This is a genomic window from Mesorhizobium sp. L103C119B0 (assembly GCF_000502235.1).
Lineage (GTDB): Bacteria > Pseudomonadota > Alphaproteobacteria > Rhizobiales > Rhizobiaceae > Mesorhizobium.
In genome coordinates this window covers 1-17428 of record NZ_AYXE01000002.1, presented here as the reverse complement: position 1 = coordinate 17428, position 17428 = coordinate 1, and the positions used below count along the sequence as shown (strand labels likewise).

General features: G+C 63.9%; 19 protein-coding genes, 1 tRNA gene and 2 pseudogenes. 11 read left to right on the top strand and 11 right to left on the bottom strand.

Annotation, left to right across the window (positions count from 1 at the left end):
• Positions 1-24: 24 nt before the first annotated feature.
• A complete protein-coding gene (gene cobT, locus X728_RS163505; protein ID WP_023830490.1) occupies positions 25-1035 on the top strand; it encodes a nicotinate-nucleotide--dimethylbenzimidazole phosphoribosyltransferase in 1011 nt (336 codons plus the stop codon).
• Positions 1036-1285: 250 nt separating this feature from the next.
• Complete coding sequence (locus X728_RS1000000170055; protein ID WP_155923538.1) at positions 1286-1558, top strand: hypothetical protein; 273 nt, start codon at positions 1286-1288, stop codon at positions 1556-1558.
• A gap of 169 nt (positions 1559-1727) precedes the next feature.
• Here the strand turns inward: X728_RS1000000170055 and X728_RS163510 are convergent.
• Both X728_RS163510 and X728_RS163515 read right to left on the bottom strand, forming a co-directional pair.
• Positions 1728-1803, bottom strand: a tRNA-Lys gene (locus tag X728_RS163510).
• A 106-nt stretch (positions 1804-1909) separates the two neighbouring features.
• Complete coding sequence (locus X728_RS163515; RefSeq protein WP_023685176.1) at positions 1910-2818, bottom strand: PhzF family phenazine biosynthesis protein; 909 nt, start codon at positions 2816-2818, stop codon at positions 1910-1912.
• Positions 2819-2931: 113 nt separating this feature from the next.
• Between X728_RS163515 and X728_RS163520 the strand changes: the two genes are divergently transcribed.
• The 4 genes from X728_RS163520 (at position 2932) to X728_RS163535 (ending at position 6452) form a co-directional block, all read left to right on the top strand.
• Positions 2932-4218 (top strand): efflux RND transporter periplasmic adaptor subunit, encoded by a 1287-nt coding sequence (locus X728_RS163520; RefSeq protein WP_023805503.1) that lies wholly within the window; start codon positions 2932-2934, stop codon positions 4216-4218.
• 4 nt (positions 4219-4222) lie between these two features.
• Positions 4223-4927 carry an ABC transporter ATP-binding protein gene (locus tag X728_RS163525; RefSeq protein WP_023685174.1) on the top strand — a complete coding sequence of 235 codons (705 nt, stop codon included), beginning with the start codon at positions 4223-4225 and terminating at the stop codon, positions 4925-4927.
• Positions 4924-6141, top strand: a complete 1218-nt coding sequence (locus X728_RS163530) for an ABC transporter permease (RefSeq protein WP_023685173.1) — start codon at positions 4924-4926, stop codon at positions 6139-6141. Before X728_RS163525 ends, X728_RS163530 begins: the two co-directional genes overlap by 4 nt.
• Positions 6142-6209: 68 nt before the next feature.
• Positions 6210-6452 carry a hypothetical protein gene (locus X728_RS163535; protein ID WP_023690325.1) on the top strand — a complete coding sequence of 81 codons (243 nt, stop codon included), beginning with the start codon at positions 6210-6212 and terminating at the stop codon, positions 6450-6452.
• Here X728_RS163535 and X728_RS163540 read toward each other — a convergent pair.
• Positions 6449-7168, bottom strand: a complete 720-nt coding sequence (locus X728_RS163540; RefSeq protein WP_023830489.1) for a hypothetical protein — start codon at positions 7166-7168, stop codon at positions 6449-6451. The two genes, X728_RS163535 and X728_RS163540, sit on opposite strands and share 4 nt — an antisense overlap.
• Before the next feature lie 5 nt (positions 7169-7173).
• Positions 7174-8286 (bottom strand): endonuclease/exonuclease/phosphatase family protein, encoded by a 1113-nt coding sequence (locus X728_RS163545; protein WP_023830488.1) that lies wholly within the window; start codon positions 8284-8286, stop codon positions 7174-7176.
• A 157-nt stretch (positions 8287-8443) separates the two neighbouring features.
• Between X728_RS163545 and X728_RS163550 the strand changes: the two genes are divergently transcribed.
• Together X728_RS163550 and X728_RS163555 are read left to right on the top strand one after the other, a co-directional pair.
• Positions 8444-9037, top strand: coding sequence for a BA14K family protein (locus X728_RS163550; protein WP_023830487.1), 594 nt, complete (start codon positions 8444-8446; stop codon positions 9035-9037).
• A gap of 169 nt (positions 9038-9206) precedes the next feature.
• On the top strand, positions 9207-9491 hold the full coding sequence (locus X728_RS163555) for a PilZ domain-containing protein (protein WP_023685169.1): 285 nt from the start codon (positions 9207-9209) through the stop codon (positions 9489-9491).
• Positions 9492-9571: 80 nt separating this feature from the next.
• On the opposite strand, the gene ilvC is transcribed toward X728_RS163555, so the two are convergent.
• The 3 genes from ilvC to X728_RS163570 all read right to left on the bottom strand — a co-directional run bounded on the left by ilvC (position 9572) and on the right by X728_RS163570 (position 11882).
• The gene (gene ilvC / locus X728_RS163560) at positions 9572-10591 is read right to left on the bottom strand and encodes a ketol-acid reductoisomerase (protein ID WP_013531065.1); all 1020 of its coding nucleotides are present in this window, start codon (positions 10589-10591) and stop codon (positions 9572-9574) included.
• 23 nt (positions 10592-10614) lie between these two features.
• Positions 10615-11268: a TetR/AcrR family transcriptional regulator gene (locus X728_RS163565; RefSeq protein ID WP_023690330.1), complete on the bottom strand. Its 654-nt coding sequence runs from the start codon at positions 11266-11268 to the stop codon at positions 10615-10617.
• A 155-nt stretch (positions 11269-11423) separates the two neighbouring features.
• Positions 11424-11882 carry a MarR family transcriptional regulator gene (locus X728_RS163570; protein WP_023690331.1) on the bottom strand — a complete coding sequence of 153 codons (459 nt, stop codon included), beginning with the start codon at positions 11880-11882 and terminating at the stop codon, positions 11424-11426.
• A gap of 95 nt (positions 11883-11977) precedes the next feature.
• Here X728_RS163570 and X728_RS163575 point away from each other — a divergent pair, with 95 nt between their 5' ends.
• Together X728_RS163575 and X728_RS1000000168260 are read left to right on the top strand one after the other, a co-directional pair.
• Complete coding sequence (locus tag X728_RS163575; protein ID WP_023830486.1) at positions 11978-12283, top strand: Rieske (2Fe-2S) protein; 306 nt, start codon at positions 11978-11980, stop codon at positions 12281-12283.
• 1 nt (position 12284) lies between these two features.
• A complete protein-coding gene (locus X728_RS1000000168260) occupies positions 12285-13043 on the top strand; it encodes a glutathione S-transferase family protein (RefSeq protein ID WP_155923914.1) in 759 nt (252 codons plus the stop codon).
• Here the strand turns inward: X728_RS1000000168260 and X728_RS163580 are convergent.
• Together X728_RS163580 and X728_RS163585 are read right to left on the bottom strand one after the other, a co-directional pair.
• Positions 13009-14241 (bottom strand): annotated as a pseudogene (locus X728_RS163580) (NAD(P)/FAD-dependent oxidoreductase); the annotation flags it as partial. The gene X728_RS1000000168260 and the pseudogene X728_RS163580 sit on opposite strands and share 35 nt — an antisense overlap.
• A 75-nt stretch (positions 14242-14316) precedes the next feature.
• Complete coding sequence (locus tag X728_RS163585; protein WP_023690335.1) at positions 14317-14724, bottom strand: helix-turn-helix domain-containing protein; 408 nt, start codon at positions 14722-14724, stop codon at positions 14317-14319.
• 138 nt (positions 14725-14862) lie between these two features.
• Here X728_RS163585 and X728_RS163590 point away from each other — a divergent pair, with 138 nt between their 5' ends.
• Positions 14863-15753, top strand: coding sequence for an SDR family oxidoreductase (locus X728_RS163590; protein ID WP_023714294.1), 891 nt, complete (start codon positions 14863-14865; stop codon positions 15751-15753).
• Positions 15754-15803: 50 nt separating this feature from the next.
• Here the strand turns inward: X728_RS163590 and X728_RS163595 are convergent, their stop codons facing one another.
• A complete protein-coding gene (locus X728_RS163595) occupies positions 15804-16844 on the bottom strand; it encodes an aldehyde reductase (protein ID WP_023830484.1) in 1041 nt (346 codons plus the stop codon).
• Positions 16845-16879: 35 nt separating this feature from the next.
• Positions 16880-17428, bottom strand: a pseudogene (locus tag X728_RS163600) (KUP/HAK/KT family potassium transporter); the annotation flags it as partial.

Here is a 17428-nt window from a genome sequence, read left to right as displayed (position 1 = left end):
TTCTTCCCCGGAGATTCCTTCCCCATGCCATTCAAATCATTCGACGAACTGCGCGCCGCCTGTCTCGATCTGCCTGCCGGCAGCGATACCGCCGCCAACGCCGTCGCCCGCCGCCAGGACACGCTGACCAAGCCTCAAGGCAGCCTGGGCCGGCTGGAAACTCTCGCCGCCTGGCTGGCGCGCTGGCAGGGTCGCGACATGCCGAAACTCGACCGCGTCAAAGTCTTCGTGTTCGCCGGCAACCACGGTGTGACGGCGCAAGGCGTTTCAGCCTTTCCCTCGGAAGTGACGGTGCAGATGGTGGCGAATTTCGCCGGCGGCGGCGCCGCCATCAACCAGCTTGCCCGCATCGCCGGCGCGGAACTCGACGTCATCCCGCTCGATCTCGATCATCCGACCGGCGACTTCACTGACGTGCCGGCAATGGACGAAAAAAACTTCCTCGCCGCCGTCTCGGCTGGCTATGACGCGGTGACGAAAGACCTCGACCTCGTCTGTTTCGGCGAGATGGGCATCGGCAACACCACGCCGGCGGCCGCCATCTCGACCGCCCTGTTCGGCGGCGGCGCTGAAAAATGGACCGGGCGCGGCACCGGCGTCGACGATGCCGGGCTGAAGCGCAAGGTCATCGCCATTGAATCCGGCCTCAAGCGCCATGCCGACGCGCTGTCCGACCCGCTGAAGATCGCCGCCGCCCTTGGCGGACGAGAACTCGCCGCCACCTTCGGCGCCACGCTCGCCGCCCGCCGCAACAATGTCCCGGTGCTGCTCGATGGCTTCGTCTGCACGGCCGCGGCAGCGCCCTTGGCGCGGCTGCACCCGTCTGGCCTCGCCCACACCATCGCCGCCCATGTCTCGGCCGAATCCGGCCACCGCCGCCTGCTCGAAGCGCTCGGCCTGCCGCCGCTGCTCGACCTCGGCATGCGGCTCGGCGAAGGCTCCGGCGCCTGCCTAGCCGTCAACATCGTCCGCTCGGCGCTGGAGTGCCACACGGGCATGGCGAGCTTTGCCGAGGCTGGTGTTTCGGAGAAGTAGCTAGAGCGATTTGACGGGAGGGCGCCGGCCCGAACCTTCACTGACCATCGTCGGGCCGATCACTGGCATTCCGGGCTGGTGGCTCGAACAGCACGGCCGCTGAAAGATTCCCCACCTGGGGGTTGGCCCGCTGCTTCTGTGGTGGGCTCTTTTTACTGGCACTATTCGCCGCCGTTGCCGACAAAATGTGATTGACGTAACGGTGACCAGGCGCAATCATTACGGATTGGGCAGGGTGAGGGCGTTTTCAATGAAACTCGTTGTCTTTGGCGTAGCAATAGTATTGGCCGCTACCGGAGCAGCTGCTGCGAAAGAGAAGAAAAAGGTGGCCACCGCTCAGGCTACAACCTCGTGTTCTACAGCTCATAAGAAGGCTGGCAGCAAGCCGACCGCGAAACCGGATTGCAAATCGACAGGCACCGTGGTTGCGCGACCGTCAAATAGGGCCGAAAACTTCCTGGATCATTATAATCCGCGCTTAGGGTATGACACCAGTCCGTGGTTTCAAACTGGCTTTAATTGATGGCGGCTTCGGCTTCCGGGCTTTTCTTAATCCAGCGCGGCCTTCACTCCTTCGCCAAATAGCGCACCGGCTTACCGGCCGCCGAGTTTAAGGCAAACCTGCCCCAGCATGTCGAGGCGCGTCAACGCGTCCGGCATTCCAAGGTCTTCCACCAACTCTTCTAGAAATTTGGTGGGTGCGCACAGGATTGAACTGTGGACCCGCTGATTAAGAGTCAGCTGCTCTACCAACTGAGCTACGCACCCACTCGACCGGTAAAACCGGCGTTGGCGGGCATATAGCCGCCGATACCGGTCCTGTCCAGCCCTGCCGGAATCATTTCCCGACAAATCGCTGAACTGCCGCAGGCGGTCACACGAACAGCCTGCCTTCCGCCACCTTGATGGCATGGCCGCCGATGCGCGCGGAGGCCAGTTTTCCGCCTTCGACAGTGAGTTCCAAGCGGATACGTGACGGGCGGCCCATCTCCAGCCCCTGCTCGATCCACAGCTGCGAAATGCCGTCGGTGGGCGCATCGAAATGCATGATGGCGCCGGCAAAGGCCGCCGCCGCCGACCCGGTCGCCGGGTCTTCATAGGACGGCGTGCCCGGCACGATCATGCGGACATGGAAGGCGCTGTCATGGTTCACCGTCTGGCGGCAATAGACATACGGGCTGGCGAAGGCCCATTCGCTCTTGCGCGGCGCCAGTTCCGACCAGGCCTGGTTGTCGAGCTTGATCCGGCCGGCAGCCTCCAGATTGGCAACCGGAATGGTGACGTAAGGCACGCCTGCCGACCAGAACGACACCAGGTGATTCTCGAAGCCGATCTCGTGCGGCGCCAGCCCGAGGGCGGCGCCGATCGCCTCCGGGTCGGCATCGAGCTTCAGCGGCTCCGGCAGCTTCGCCAGGTCGAACTCGGCAAAGGTGGCGCCATCGTGCCGGCTGACGGCGCAGCGCACCGGGCCGATATTCTCCTCCAGCACGAAGATGCCGGCTTCGCCCTCGCCTGTCAGTTCGGCCAGCGCGATCGCGGCGCCAACTGTCGGATGTCCGGCGAACGGCATCTCATAGTCGGGCGTGAAAATGCGGATGCGGTTGCGATGTTTTGGATTGTCCGGCGGCAGCACGAAGACCGATTCGGACAGGTTGAACTCGCGCGCAATGGCCTGCATGGCGGCTGTATCCAGCCCTTGGCTGTCGAGCACGACAGCCAGCGGATTGCCGGCCAGCCGCTCCGTCGTAAACACATCGTAGAGCAAGTAATTGCGGGTCTGCATCTTGAAAAACCTTCCGCCTCAATCCGAACATGGCCGAAATTTAATTTGATATTCGAACCACCAAGCCTGATCTGTGCACAACTAGGGACATTACGCTTTCATAGGGGTCCGGCGTGGACCAGCTTGTCAATCTGCCAAAGACGGAATCGGATTCCGCCATCGAGGCGGCGCTCGGGCTTGATCAGAGCGGCGTGCGCAAGACGCGCCGCCGGGGCTGGCTTTACGCGCTGCTGGCGCTGATCGCACTTGCCGCCGGGTTGGCAGGCTACCAGTGGTTTGCCGGCTCCCCGGCCAAGATCGACTACACCACCACGCCGGCTACCATTGCCGACCTCACCGTCGCGGTTTCGGCGACCGGCACGCTGCAGCCCCTCACCCAGGTCGACATTTCAAGCGAGCTGTCCGGTATCATCCGCTCGGTCTCGGCCGAAGAGAACCAGCAGGTCAAGAAGGGCGACGTGCTGGCGACGCTCGACACGGTGAAACTCGAGGTCCAGATCGAACGCGCCGAAGCCTCGGCCAAGGCCGCTGCCGCCAATGTCGAGGACGCCACGGTAACCCTGAAGGAGAACGAAAGCGCCCTCACCCGCGCGGCCGAACTGACCAGGCGTGGCATGGCGACCGATCAGTCGCTCGAGGCGGCGACTGCCACGCGCGACCGCTCCAAGGCGGCGCTCGATAGTGCGCAGGCCAATCTCGCCATCGCCCAGGCCGATCTCAAGGCGCAGCAGACCGACCTTGCCAAGAGCACCATCTATGCGCCGATTGACGGCATCGTCTTGACGCGTTCCGTCGACCCCGGCCAGACGGTCGCCTCCTCGCTGCAGGCGCCGGTTCTGTTCATCATCGCCGCCGATTTGAGGAACATGGAATTGGTGGCGGCGGTCGACGAGGCCGATATCGGCGCGGTCAAACCAGGCCAGCATGCACGCTTCACCGTCGATGCCTTTCCCGAGCGGCCGTTCGACGCCGAGATCCGCGACATCTCCTACGCCTCGGTCACCACCGACGGCGTCGTCACCTACAATGCACGGTTGGAAGTCGACAATAACGAGCTTTTGCTGCGGCCCGGCATGACCGCCACGGTTTCGGTCGTCACCAGGCAGGCCAAGGGCGTGCTCACCGTGCCTTCAACAGCGTTTCGCTATCGGCCATCGGCACCTGCTGCCCGCGCGTGGAGCCTCAGCGATCTGTTCACCGGCCGCATGGGTCGTGGCGGCAACCGCCGCCAGCCGGTGAAGGCGCCCACCGACGGCTCACGCACGCTCTATGTGCTGGAGAACGGCCGGCCGCACCCGGTCAACGTGAAGATCGGCTCCACCGACGGCGAACTGACCGAGATCACCTCCGGGCTGGATGAAGGTGCAGAGGTTATCACGACCTCGCAGCTGCGGAGCTGACGCCATGGCCGCGGGCCTCATCGGTTTCGACACGGTCTGGAAGAGCTATGGCCAGGGCGAAGCCAAGGTCCATGCGCTGGCCGGCGTCGACCTCGCCATCCAGCGTGGCGAATTCGTCGCCATCATGGGCCCGTCCGGTTCGGGCAAATCGACCGCGATGAACATCATCGGTTGCCTCGACACGCCGACGGCCGGAACCTACTCCTTCATGGGCATCGACGCCGGGCGGCTCGACCGCAACCGCCGGGCGCTTCTGCGCAATCTCTATATCGGCTTCGTCTTCCAGGGTTACAATCTGTTGCCGCGCACCACGGCGGCGGAAAATGTCGAGCTGCCGCTGATCTATCGCGGCGCGCCGGCCCGCGAGCGCCGCGATCTTGCCATGCAGGCGCTGGCGGAGGTCGGCCTGGTCGGGCGCGAACATCACACGCCGGCCGAACTCTCCGGTGGTCAGCAACAGCGCGTGGCGATCGCGCGCGCCATCGTCACCAGGCCGACGCTGCTCGTCGCCGACGAGCCGACCGGCAATCTCGACACCGCCCGCACGCATGAGATCATGGAGTTGTTGACGCGGCTGAACCGGGAGCTCGGCTTGACCATCGCCATGGTCACCCACGAGGCCGATGTCGCCGATTATGCCGAGCGCACCATCCGCTTCCTCGACGGCCACGTCGCGTCCGACACGGCCAAGTCGGAGTTGGCGTCATGATCTGGGAAACCGTCCGCCTCTCTCTGCGCTCCATCCGCCGCAATGTGCTGCGCTCGTTCCTGACGCTGCTCGGCATCGTCATCGGTGTCGCCGCCGTCATCGCCATGCTGACCATCGGTTCGGGCACCACGGCCAAGGTCAAGTCGGACATCGCCAAGCTCGGCTCGAACCTGCTCGTCGTCCGTTCCGGCCGCCCGGCAGGCACCGGCGGACCAGGCGGGCTCGACCAGGCGGTACGGCCTCTGGCCGACAAGGATGTAGCCGCCCTCGTAGCCCACCTGACCGGAGCGCGCGCCATTGCGCCGGCGTCGCAGAAACAAGTCCGCGTCATTTTCGGCACCGAGAGCCTGACCTCGGGCGTCACCGGCACCGACAGCGCCTATCTCGACGCCCGCGACTGGAAGCTGGTGTCGGGCCGCCCGTTCTCGGATTCGGAAACACGCTCCGGCACCGGCGTCTGCCTGATCGGCGAAACGGTGCGCCAGCAATTCTTCGGCGCCGGCGAACCGGAGGGCGAGATCATCCGCGTCAACCGCACCTCGTGCAAGATCATCGGCCTGCTCGAACCCAAGGGCTATACCGGCTTCGGCCAGGACCAGGACAATGTCGTCTTGATGCCGCTTGCCGCCTATCAGCGCCGCATCGCCGGCAACCGCGACATCGACAACATCTACGTCGCCGCCGACGACCGCACCCCGACCACCGAATTGCAGCCGCGAGTCGAGGACATTTTGCGCGACACCCGCCGCATCACGCCGGACCGCGAAGACGATTTCTCGATCCGCGACATGACCCAGATCGCCGACGCCATGGCCAGCGCCACCACCACCATGACCGGCATGCTGGGCGCCGTCGCGGGCGTCAGCCTGCTGGTCGGCGGCATCGGCATCATGAACATCATGCTGGTCTCGGTCACCGAGCGCACCCGCGAGATCGGCATCAGGCTCGCCATCGGCGCGCATGAAAAGCACATCCTCATCCAGTTCCTGGTCGAGGCGACGGTGCTGTCGCTGCTCGGCGGCATTATCGGCATCCTGATCGGCCTGGCGCTGGCCGGCCTCGCCTCGGCAACGCTGGCCATACCGTTTGCGCCGAGCCCGGCGGTCATCCTGCTCGCCGTCGGTTTTTCGGCGCTGATCGGCATGGTGTTCGGCTTCTTCCCGGCGCTGCGCGGCGCCAGGCTCGACCCGATCGACGCGCTGCGCCACGAATAAGGCAATACTTGTTGTCATCCGGTCTGCGATGCTAATTTTAGAGCAAAGCATCTGGTCAAGGAGTTGCAATGAGCAAGAAGGCGCGGCTGATTCTGACGATGGTGATCATCGAAGGCGCCCTTGCGGGACTTTGGTGGTATCTCGCCCGCTACGGCATGGCCAATCCCGATCGTGTCACCGCCGATTTTCAGGCAGTCGTCGGCCAGACGATGGGCATGGTCATGGGTGGATTACTGGGCATCGGCGTTATCCTGTTCCTCGTCGCCGCCCGCAACGACCGCAAGGCGGCGCAGAACAATCCGCGCCGTTAGCCCCCGCCACCGCCAAAATGCCACTCGACCAGCGGCTTCATATGCGGTGCCAGCCCTTCCGGCAGGTCGGCGGCGTGGCGGATGATCACCGGCCCCTCGATCTCCGGCTCGGTCTCGGTCGCGACGAAGGCGCCGATGCGCCGCGCAATCTCGTCGGCCGGCGCATCGACGTGGTAGCGGCGGAAGAGGACCGTGCCGGTCGATGTCGACAGCGCATGGTAGCGCTTGCCGCGCGCAGCGCCTGTCAGGTCAAGCCCGGTCTCCTCGCGCACTTCACGGATCATGTTGAAATCGACATCGACGCGGCCATCGCGAAAATCGATCGGCTCGAACGAGCCGGCAGCGAAGTAGACACTGCCGGCCGGGACCGTGTGCGCGCCCATGCGGATCGCCACCAGGGCGTTGTCGCCGGCGACCAGCATGGCGTGGCCATAGGCATGCTCGGCGCCCGTCCCCTGCCGGTTCTTTCGCCACAGCAGGAAGGTCGAGTACTTCACCGCGTGACAACGCCCGACGATCCGGTTGTCGCGCCAGGCGAGCGCCGAGAGCAGCACCACCGTGCCGTCGAACAACGCCGGATTGGCCGTGAGCTCGCGCCGCCAGTTGTCAGTGATCGCCTGCGCGTTGTCGCGCTCGAACGGATGCGGGCCGGGGTCGAGCCGGACGTCGATTTCGTCGACGGGCAGGATGACGTTGCGCGGCAGGTCGAAGCTCACCGTGCTCAAGCCATGTCCAGGGTAATTGCGACGGGACAATGGTCCGACGCCTTCGGCCGGTCCCAGCCGGCGCGCGGAAAGCGCTCCACCGCCTGTCCGGCCGGAAAGATGGTGCGCCAGGGCTGGCCGTTGCGGATGATGTCGGGAACCGCCGTCGCATTCTTCGCCGCCAGCCCTTTCGACAGCAGGATGTAGTCGAGCTGGCACAGATGCCGCTCCTTCGGCCCGCGCGTGTGGTAGAAACTCCAGCGGTCCATCTCCGGCCGGCGTTCGACGACATTCTCGCAAAAGCCGCCGGCGGTGAGCACATCGATACAGGACTGGCTGTCGTCGATCACCTGGAAGCGGTAGCCGTCGACGGCGTCGCCCTCGATCTTCACCCGCTGGCGGTAGTCGTTCATGTCGCCGCAGATCGCCCAGTTTTTATCGGCTGCGTGCTCTTTGCCGAAGCGCTCCTCGATGATGCGGCGCACCGCTTGCGCCTCGGCGATGCGCACCGGCATCGTCGCCTCGCGTCCGTCGAGCCCGTTGCGCGGCGAGCCCATCGATTTGAAATGGACGAGATACAGCGTCAGCGGCACGCCGCCGACCTTGATGTCGACCTCCAGGCAGTCGCGCCGGAAGATGCGTTCATTGGCCAGGTTGCCGAGCGCCTCGAGTTCAGGCGTTTGCAATCCGAACTGCTCGAACGTGACATAGGCATGGCTGGTCATGCGCACGAACTCGATCGGCTGACCTTGCGCGGTCTCGTTGCGCATCATCACGGCAACGTCGATGCCGCGCGAATCATTGCCGGCGGTGGTGTATTTCTGCCGGTAACCCTCGCCCACCATCTTGAAGAGATAGCCGTACTCGAAGGCCTTCAGCGCCTCGATGTTGTCGACCTCCTGCATGCAGATGATGTCCGCACGGGTGGCGGCAATGGCGAGCGCGGTCAACTGGCGCGTATCGTCGGATTGCGCGATGGCGCGCGCCTGCTCCAGCATCCGGTATTCGGCTTCGCTCTGGATGTCGAAAAGCGCCAGCGTGCGGTCTTCGTTGAGCTGGTTGCGGAAGCCCGAGTAATCGAACCTGTTCATCAGGTTTTCGACATTGAAAGTGGCGAGGCGCAGCGACATGGACTGACCTTTGCCTGCAAGCGCCAATGAAAACAAGGGCTGCTCGTCATGGCTGATGGAACCTTTCTGTTCATCCTCCGTTCAGACGCCAAGGTCCATCAATAGGCCACTTCCCTGGGGTATCCGGGCGTGGGGCCTGTATCTCTTGGAGAGTGCAATGAGCTCGCTCTTTTCGTCCACAGTCAAATCCGGGCTGTTAGCGCTCGGTCTTTTCTCGGGTCTCACGGCGCCATCCGCCGCGGGCCCGATCCTGCAGCCGGATTTGTCGGTGCCGGCAAGCACCATAGTCCCGAAAATTACACCAGTCGGCGAATTCATGGGAGGCGGCAACAACCGTCAGGGCATGAACAACTGGCAGTGGCGCCGTGGTGAAGGCCGTCGCTTCGCCAGGTCGGGCAACTGGGATCGCGGCAACTGGAGCCGGCACAACTGGAACGGCGGCGACAACTGGCGCTGGCGCCATCACCGCCACCATCGCGGCCGTGATTTTGACACCGGCGCCGCAGCAGTTCTCGGCCTCGGCCTGGGTCTCGGCCTCGGCAGCATCTACAACAACGGCTACTACAACAACGGCTATTACAATGACGGCTATTACGTGCAGCCGGCGCCCCGCCGCTATTACCGCACGCAGCGTCTGTCCAGCGCCCATGTACAGTGGTGCTACGACCGCTATCGGTCCTACCGGGCCTGGGACAACACGTTCCAGCCCTATGGTGGCCCGCGCCAGCAATGCTGGTCGCCCTACAGCTGAACTATAAACGACAATACACGACGGCGCCGCCCCATCGCGGCGCCGTTTTCATTTAGGAAAGACGGCTGGTCTCGGTCACCGCTAACCATATGTTTATCGGCTCAGCCTATCCGTGATATCGTGCCCCATCTGACGATCGCGCCGATCCGGTCGCGAAGGACGTGCCGTCATGGCCGACAACGAATTGCGAAACAAACACCGGCAGCGCGTGCTGAAAGGCGCGACGATTCTGACCGGCCTCACCAATTCCGAGGTCAAGTGCACGGTCCGCAACATGCATGCCGGCGGCGCCGAGCTGAAAGTGTCTATAGACGCGCGCGTGCCGGACGAGTTCCTGCTCTATGTGCCGGTCGACGGCATCGGCTACAAGGCCATCGTGCGCTGGCGCCGCGACGACCGCATCGGCGTCGAGTTCACCGGCACCGAGCCGAAGCCGCATTGGCACTATGGCTGAGTATCCTGATCGATAAACCGGCATCAAAAGCCGGCGGATCGCTCCGCCGGCTCTTTGCTCCCAATCCCGACGACTGCGGGTTAGTTCTTGGCCTTGTCGACCAGCTTGTTCTTGGAAATCCAGGGCATCATGGCGCGCAGCTTGGCGCCGACTTCCTCGATCTGGTGGCTGTCATTGTTGCGGCGGATGCCCTTGAAGCGCGACATGCCGGCGCGGTATTCCTGCATCCACTCCGAGGTGAATTTTCCGGTCTGGATGTCCTTCAGCACGCGCTTCATCTCGGCCTTGGTCTCGGCGGTGATAATGCGCGGGCCAGAGACATATTCGCCCCATTCGGCTGTGTTCGAGATCGAGTAGTTCATGTTGGCGATGCCCCCTTCATAGATCAGGTCGACGATCAGCTTGACCTCGTGCAGGCACTCGAAATAGGCCATTTCGGGCGCATAGCCGGCTTCCACCAGCGTCTCGAAACCGGCGCGGATCAGTTCGACCAGGCCGCCGCAGAGCACGACCTGCTCGCCGAATAGATCGGTCTCGCATTCCTCGCGGAAATTGGTCTCGATGATGCCCGAACGGCCGCCGCCGACGCCGCAGGCGTAGGACAGAGCGAGATCGAGCGCATTGCCGGAAGCATCCTGGTTGACGGCGACCAGGCACGGCACGCCGCCGCCCTTCTGGTATTCGCCGCGCACCGTGTGGCCGGGGCCTTTCGGCGCGATCATGACGACATCGACGGTCGACTTCGGCTCGATGAGGCCGAAATGCACGTTGAGGCCGTGCGCGAAGGCAATCGCGGCGCCGTCACGAATGTTTGGCGCGATTTCGTTTTTGTAGATGTCGGCCTGCAATTCGTCAGGCGTCGCCATCATCATCAAATCGGCCCATTTGGCAGCGTCCGCCACGCTCATCACTTTCAGGCCATCAGCCTCGACCTTCTTGGCGGTCGCCGATCCCGCCTTGAGGCCGATGGCGATTTCCTTGGCGCCGGAATCCTTGAGGTTGAGCGCGTGCGCCCGGCCTTGGCTGCCATAGCCGATAATGGCGACCTTCTTGCCCTTGATCAGATTGAGATCGGCGTCGCGATCGTAATAGACACGCATCTTTTGCTTCCTTCCCACAGAGATTAGAGGCCTTGCGGCCCGGTTTTTGCTCCATAAAGAGCGAGAAACTGCTGCGTCGCCCGGGCGGCATCGCCGCCGATCGCCGCTTCAGTCAATTCCAGCCGGTCGCCGAGCAGGAGACGGATCTGCACGTCGCGGGCGACCAGCCCGAAAAAGGTCCGGAACGCCATTTCGGCGTCCGTAAAGTCGAGCAGCCCGGCCTGCTTGCCGGCAAGCAGCACCGGCTTCAGCCGTCTGGCCAGCGCGAAACGGCCATTCTCCAGCACGATGGCGCCGAGATCGTCCTTTCCGGATCCGGCATGGCCGACCGCGACGCGGTTCAGCGCGATCGAGGTATCGCTCGAAATCACCTTTAGCCAGTCCGAGGCGAAGCCTTCCAGGCTTGCCGTCATCGAGGCAAGATCGAGCCGCTCACCGTCGACCGGCACCACGCGCACTTTCGATGCCTGCCACTGCACGGTCGCCGTCAGCAATCCGTCGCGGTCGCCGAACCATTTGTAGAGCGTTTCCTTCGAGCAGCTGGCGCGCCGCGCCACCGCCGTCATGGTCAGATTGTCGCCCTCCTCGACCAGCAGCCGCAAAGCCGCGTCCAGGACGGCCGTTTGCCGCTCTGTCAGCACTTCGCTGGTATCGATCTCGGCACTCGCCTGCAACAATTTCCTGCCCATTCGATGAGGTCGCCGGGTCGCCTCAAACGGCGTACCGTACGTTACGGTTCGGCATATTGCGCAATCCTGTGCTCGACGCAAGGGGTTAGGTAGAAAAATCGTCGACGTGAGAGCCGCCGAGCAAACCACGAGATTCTGACGGATCAATCATCGGCGGGCGGATGGCGCAGCTCTCCAAGCAGGCTCGCCAGTATCTTCAGCTCCTCCGCGGAGAGTTTTGCGCCGACCAATTCCGCAATCGACCGTCCATAGACAGCCCACATCCGTCGCCGCGTCTGACGGCCCTTGGCCGAGATGCGGATGGTCTGGCCGCGGCCGTCATCGGCAACCCTGAGTTTCTCGACCAGTCCTTCGGCCTCGAGCCGCGCCAGAAGCCGCGAGATGTTATACTGCGCAAACAGTGTGCGCTCGGTCAGCTGGAATGGCCGCAGCCCGCCCTCACCCGCCTCGGCGAGTTCATGCAGCACGTCATACCAGTCGAGCGGCGGCAAGCCGCTGGTCTTCAAAGCCTCTTCCGCCTTTTCGATGAGCTGGCGCGAAACCCGCATTAGGCGGGCCCAGGCCTTGACGGCTTCGGGCGAAGGCGTGGTTGTTTTGGTCATGACCCATCCTAGGCGATAGATGCAGTTGCATCAAGCTTGACGATCGATGCACTTGCATCTATATGCATGCAATTGCATCAATCCGGGAAAGATCCATGAAACACGAAACCTGCAAAGTCGCCGACGTCCCACAGACGGGCAGCCTGATCGCGCCATTCTTCGGCCGCGAGGTCCATATTTGGCGCAGCGGTGAGCGCATCCGCGCCGCCGCCAATGTCTGCCTGCATTTCGGCGGGCCGCTCGACTGCAAGGACGGCAAGCTGGTCTGCCAATGGCACGGCGCCGCCTTCGACATGACATCAGGCGACCGGATCGAAGGTCCGGCGCCAAAAGCGTCGCGACTGATGTTCCTGTCGACGCGCGTCGAGGACGGCGCGTTGAACTATGTCTGGGGAGAGTGACATGCCTGAGAAGAATGAAATGCCTGAGAAGAATGAAATGACTGGCAAGCTCATTCTCGTCAGCCATCATCTATGCCCCTATGTGCAGCGCGCGGCGATCTCGCTGGCCGAGAAAGGCGTGCCGTTTGAGCGTGTCACCATCGACCTCGCCAACAAGCCGGACTGGTTCAAGGCGATTTCGCCGCTGGGCAAGGTGCCGCTGCTGATCGTCCAGGCAAATGGCGAGGAGACGGTGATCTTCGAATCCGCCGTCATTCTCGAATTCCTCGAGGAGACGCAAGCCAATCCTCTGCATCCGGCCGACGCCTACGCCCGTGCCCGGCATCGCGCCTGGATCGAGTTCGGCTCGGCGACATTGAACACCATCGGCCGGTTCTACACGGCTTCGACGGAGGCCGCCTTCCTGGCGGAATCCGCAGCGCTGTCAGCCATGTTCGATCGTGTCGAGAACGAATTGGCCGACCAGGCCGGACCGTGGTTCAGCGGCCAGCGCTTTTGCCTCGTCGACGCCGTCTACGGCCCGGTCTTCCGCTATCTCGACGCCTTCGACCGGATCGGCAATTTCGGCATTCTGGACGGCAAGCCATTGGTCCAGGCCTGGCGCAAGGCGTTGAGCGAACGCGCCTCGATCAAGGGTGCCGTGGCGCCGGACTATCCGCAGCGGCTGCGTCTATTCCTGCGTGCGAGAAATTCGTTTCTCTCGACCCTGATCCCGCCCGATGATCTGGCCAGTGCACCTCCTCTAGCCCGATCCGCCTGAACGGATCGATCAGCGTGCCGGCCACCATCGAGGCAAGCACGCTTGGCACTGGCGGGATTTTGGCGATGGTTGCCACCAGCCTGTCGCGGAAGAAGGGCAGCATCGTGCCGTCCGACTGGTAGAACGGCGTCAGCGCCAGCGACAGCAGCTGGAAGATCCAAACATGCCATCGCCGCGCCCGGGCGTAGCTTTCCAGCGCTGCCTCGACGTTGCCCGTTTGTGCCAAGGCATGGCTGAGTGCTGCCGCGTCGAGCAGCGCCATGTTGGCGCCTTGCCCGAGCTGCGGGCTGGTCGAATGCGCGGCATCACCGATCACGGCCAGCCTGCGGCCAGCCGGCAGCTTCATCGTGTGGTGGCCGTAGCGCGCCAGCGACAGCTGGTCGAAGCTGTCGATCTGGCTGGTGAACGCCTCGCACTGCGGCCACAGCGAGACCAGTCTCGCCTTCCATGCGTCGAGCCCTGCCGCGCGCACGTTTTCGGCATCCGCCGGCTTCAGGCTCCAGAAGAACGCCGCCATCTTTTCCCCGCCCGGTTCCGGTCGGCCGATCGGCAGGACGCCGATCATCACGCTGGCCTTGTCGTAGCGCTGCAGCAGCGCATTTTCGTCGAAGCCTTGGCGCCAGCCGAGCGAGGCCCAGAACGCGCCGTAAGTGAGCTGCCGCGGCTGGGCCGGATCGTTGAGGCACCGGCGCAGCTTCGAACGCGAGCCGCTGGCGTCGACCACGAGGTCGAACGGCCCTGCCCTGCGGCCCCCCACCGTTCGGCTCTTGTCGAAGATCAGGATCGCCCGCTCACCGACGTCCAGCGTCTCGATCTCGACACCGGTTTCGATGGCGATGCCTTGGCGCTGCGCGGCGCGAAACAATATGTTGAACAACGCCGCCCGGTGCACCGCCAGCCCGAAACGGCCGCCAGGCTGCGCGTCGTAGCGCACGGCGAGCACGGTGCGGCCGCTCGAGGCATCGGCGCCATGCAGACGCTCGATGCGGCTCCCCAGCGCCAGAATGTCGTCGAGCAGGCCGAGATCGGCGAGCACGCTCAGCCCGGTCGGCTGCAGGATCAGTCCGGAACCGACGGGCTTGGGTTCCTCGAAACGTTCGAAGATGGTGACGTTGTGGCCCGCGCGCTTGAGATAGAGCGCGGTGGCGAGCCCCGCCGGGCCGGCGCCCGCAATCGCGATGTCGAGAGATTTTTCCATTGCCCGCCCAACTACTGGCCGGACAATCCTTCAGCGCCATTGTCAAATCAAGCCTTTGCTGCATGGACCAAAATATCAGCCACCGGCGTCGAAGGCAGCGCGCGCCTTGCGCACCGCACCATGGTTGAGTTCGGCCCACAGGATCAATTGATGCAAGGCGCCGAACATCGAACGGCCGAGATCGGTCAGGCTGTATTCGACGCTTGGCGGCTTGGTCGGGAACACTTCGCGATGAACAAAGCCGTCGCGCTGCAGATCGTGGAGCGTCTGGGTGAGCATGCGCTGCGAGATGTCGGGCACCAGGCGCCGCAACTCGCCGAAACGATAGGGTTGCTCTGCGAGCGCCGCCATCAGCAGCGAACTCCATTTGCCGTTCACGCCCTGCATCACGTCGCGAACCGGGCAATCGGCAATGTTTGCGCCATCGCTGGTGGCTTTGAATATATTGAGCTTGGTTCTCAGATTGACGACCTTGCCGTCCATGGCTGCTGGTTCCCTGGCGGTGCCTACCTCCCTAAAAACTGCCTTCTTTACGGTGGCCGGTCAATTCTTATTTTAGTGCTGGTCTCTTTTTGAGACTGTCAGAAGCACCCGCCACCCGGCGCAATTTCAGGATCCCCCATGACCGCAACCCTTCTCGTCACCGGCGCTTCCGGCCAGCTTGGCCGCGGCGTCATCAACCACCTGCTGGACACATTAAAGATCCCCGCAAACCGCATCATCGCCACCACCCGTACACCCGCCAACCTTGCCGATCTGGCGGCGCGCGGCGTCGTCGTCAGAGCCGCTGACTTCAACGACCCGCAATCGCTTGCCGAGGCCTTCGCGGGAGCCGACCGGGCACTCGTCATCTCGACCAACGAACTTGAGGTACAGGGGAAGCGGCGCGAGCAGCAGCTTGCGGCGGTGACGGCGGCCAAACAGGCTGGCGTCGGCCACCTGCTGTACACCTCGATGCCCAACCCCGAGCCTGGTTCGCCGGTTGTTTTCGCGCCCGACCACTACGACACCGAACAGGCGGTCAAGGCGAGCGGGATCCCCTACACGATATTCCGCAATGGCTGGTATAACGAGAACCTGTTCATGGCGTTGCCGCAGGTTCTGGCGTCGGGTCAGTGGTACACCTCTGCCGGCGACGGCGCCATTTCCTACGGCACGCGTGACGATTTCGCGGCGGCGATCGCAGCGGGGCTCGCCTCGGACAGCAGCGAAAGCGCGACTTACACGCTCACCGGCCCCAGTGCGTATACGGCTGCCGAAGTGGCGGCGTTGGTCACCGAGGTCACCAGCAAGCCGATCAAGGTCATCCAGCTTTCCGACGAAGCCCTGACCGAGGGAATGAAGTCGGCCGGCCTGCCTGAACCCTTCGCCAAGGTGCTGGTTTCATTCGACGCCGCCGCCCGCGCCGGTGACCTCGGCATGGTGACCGACGCGGTCGAAAAACTCTCCGGCCGAAAGTCGGTGCCGCTGAAGCAGTTTCTGGAGACGAACAAGGCTGCACTGGCCGGCTGAAAGCTGCCATTGCGGGACGCCGAGCCCTTAAGGTTCGGCCTCCCGCACAATTACTTACGTCGCTTGACCAGTCCCAGCCGGATCAGGCTTTCGCCCGTGGCAATCAAAGCATCTTCGCGCGAGCGTGGCGCCCAGCCGAGCACGCGCACCGCCTTGGCGTTGGTGGCGTTCTTGATCTTGCCCAGTTCCGTTGCGAGTTGTGCCGCTTCCGGATCGAACAGCCCGATGATGCGCACCAGCCAATCGGGAAACTCCCGCGTCGAGACGCGCGACGCCGCCGGCCCGAGCCGCGTCTTCAGGGTCTGCGCGATCTCGCGCACCGTCATGAAATCGCCGGCGACAGCCAGGAACCGTTCGCCCTTGGCGGCGGGGTGGGTCATGGCGCGAACATGCAGATCCGCCACGTCGCGCGCGTCGACGACGCCGAAGGACAGGCGCGGCAGCCCAGGCACGGCGCCGTTCAGCATGCGCTGGACAAATTCGGTCGAGGTCGAATGGTCCGCGCCGAGCACCGGTCCAAAGATGCCAACGGGATTGACGACCGCAAGCTCCAGCGCGCCGCCCTGCTCGGCGATGAAATCCCAGGCCGCGCGCTCGGCGAGCGTCTTGGACTTCACATAGGCGCTGACCTTGCCTGCCGGATCGGTCCAGTTTTCCTCGTTGAAAGGCTGCCCATCCGCGCGCATCTTGCCATAGCCGACGGCCGCGAAGGATGAGGTGAGCACGACGCGCCTGACCCCGGCATCCCGCGCCGCCCGCAGCACGCGCAACGCGCCCTCGCGCGCCGGAAGGATCAGGTCATCCTCATGCGTGGGCACGCCGGGCGGAAAAGGCGATGCGACATGCAGCACGTAATCGCAGCCGGCCACCGCCGCCGGCCAGCCTGCGTCGGCCATCAGATCGGCATGGGCGAATGAAAGGGCGTCACCGGGCTCCGTGCTACCTGCCTTGAGCATGGCGAGCACATCGGCTTCGCGCCTGGCCGATCGCACGGAGGTGCGGACGCGGTAGCCGGCCTTCAACAGTTCGAGGATGCAGTGAGCGCCGAGGAAGCCGGACCCGCCCGTGACCAGCACCAATTCGCCGCTCATATTAGCCTCCTCGACGATTTATCCGTTCGAGACCCTCAGATCGCCACCTGCGTGCCGATCTCGACCACACGTCCGGTCGGGATCTGGAAATACTCCGTCGCATCGGCCGCCGAGCGGGCGAGCCCGATGAACAGCTTGTCCTGCCACACCGGCATGCCGGAATTGGGCGATGCNCGCATCGGCCGCCGAGCGGGCGAGCCCGATGAACAGCTTGTCCTGCCACACCGGCATGCCGGAATTGGGCGATGCCTTGAGCGAGCGCCGCGACAGGAAGAACGACGTCGTCATGATGTCGAACTTCCAGCCCTGCTTGCGGCAGATCGCCAGCGCGCGCGGAATGTTGGGCTGCTCCATATAGCCGAAGGTCAGCGTCACCCGCATGAACAACTCGTTGACTGTCTCCATCTTGACCCGCTCGCTGTCGGGCACCAGCGGCTGCGGTGCGGTGACCACCGACAGAATGACGTTCTGCTCGTGCAGCACCTTGTAGTGTTTCAGGCTGTGCATCAGCGCTGTCGGCGCGCTTTGCGGATCGCTGGTCAGGAACACGGCGGTGCCGGACACCAGCTGCGGCTTCTTCTTCA